Source organism: Polaromonas sp. (assembly GCF_036676035.1).
Lineage (GTDB): Bacteria > Pseudomonadota > Gammaproteobacteria > Burkholderiales > Burkholderiaceae_C > Polaromonas.
Genome location: NZ_JAKFDR010000034.1, coordinates 1 through 1,624, shown reverse-complemented (window position 1 = coordinate 1,624; position 1,624 = coordinate 1). Strand labels below are relative to the sequence as shown.

Annotated in this window: 2 protein-coding genes; one reads left to right on the top strand and one right to left on the bottom strand. The window is 63.4% G+C overall.

What is annotated here, in order from left to right:
* Positions 1–260: ATP cone domain-containing protein (locus V6M61_RS06065; protein ID WP_332775668.1), on the bottom strand; the 260-nt coding region annotated here is incomplete at its 3' end.
* Between the two features lie 756 nt (positions 261–1,016).
* On the opposite strand from V6M61_RS06065, the gene V6M61_RS06060 reads away from it, so the two are divergent.
* On the top strand, positions 1,017–1,624 hold a 608-nt coding region (locus tag V6M61_RS06060), incomplete at its 3' end, for a response regulator (protein WP_442957735.1).

Below are 1,624 nucleotides of genomic sequence, written 5' to 3'. Positions count from 1 at the left end.
TTGAAGGTGGCGCTGACCTGCTCGGTCAGGCGCGCGACGGTTTCATGGATGCGCGACGAGGCGGCGGCGGTGCCGCCTTCCACTGCGAGAAAGGCCTTGGTGATGGCGACGGTGATCTTGTCATCGGTGTAGGGCACCACGGTGCCGTTACGCTTGATCACACGCAGCTGGCCCGGCGCGGTGGCGCTCAGGTCCTGGCTGGCATCGGCGGCCTGCGGCGCTTGGGCCTGCGGGTTCTCGCGAGTGGTGTCGGTATGCATGGAGGTCTCCGTGTTCTGAATTTATTGATCGACGCAATGCAGTGGCGTACCCGCCGTTCATTCCATTTCAACAACGCCATGCGCGCGGCAGAAACGCCGGGCGCAGGGGACTTGCAAACTGGGCAGGGAGGGCACGACTAAAGCGCCTTCCTGGCTCAAGAGTCTAGTGCCGGCAATGGCCGGCACTACTATATGTTGTGGTTCGTGCGCAAGGGCATCGCACCGTTATCGACTCCCGCCAGGCGATTCGCACTGCGCGGGGGAATGGCCGGGGTGGTGACTGCCGCTGCGGCCATCGAAGCATTCATCTGCACTGTTTTTGTTCTCGGTATAGACCCTTGGGGTGCAAATGTGCTTGTGTCCTTCGTTGTGCCAAAACCCAACATGTAGGTGTTTGGCGCGCTGGGGATACAAGATAGTGCGGTGCCTGGGGGAAGGCAAGCCGACAGGCGCGCGCCGCCTGTGGATAAATCTGTGGGTTACTTTGGGGTAACTTTCGCCAGGCCCCGTGGTAGCTGGGGTTCTCTCCTGGAGACCGTTCGTCGTGCAGGAGGTGGATTTTTTCGTTCCCTTGCGGCGGATTTTCGGCCCATCCCACAAACACAAGATGTAGGTTTTTTTCTTGATTCTTGGCTTGCTCTGTGCAGGCGCGCGGCCGCGCTTTTCGTGGGCTTGATTCTGCCGCCGCTTGTGCCCGCGGCGTTGCTACAATGCCGGCCTGTTTCACCGTGGTTGATCTGTCCTTGGGAGGCAGCAGTGGAGCAACACATCTGGCACATCCTGATCGTCGAAGACGACCAGCGTCTGGCCGACTTGACGCGCGATTACCTGCAAAGCAACGGCCTGGCGGTGAGCATCGAGGCCGACGGCGCCCAGGCCGCCGCGCGCATTTTGAAAGAACAGCCGGACCTGGTGATCCTCGATCTGATGCTGCCGGGCGAGGATGGCCTGTCGATCTGCCGCAAGGTGCGCGGCGGCTATGACGGGCCGATCCTGATGCTCACCGCGCGCACCGACGACATGGACCAGGTGCTCGGCCTGGAGATGGGCGCCGACGATTACGTGTGCAAGCCGGTGCGCCCGCGGCTGCTGCTGGCGCGGATTCGCGCGCTGCTGCGGCGCCGCGAGGGTGGCGAGGCGGGCGGCGAAGGGCCGCGGCGCCTGGAATTCGGCCGGCTGGTGATCGACAGCGCGATGCGCGAGGCCTGGTTGGGCGAGCAGAGCATCGAGCTGACCAGTGCCGAGTTCGACCTGCTCTGGCTGCTGACGGTCAACGCCGGGCGGATCCTCTCGCGCGAGGAGATCTTCAATGCCCTGCGCGGCATCGAATACGACGGCCAGGACCGCTCCATCGACGTGCGCAT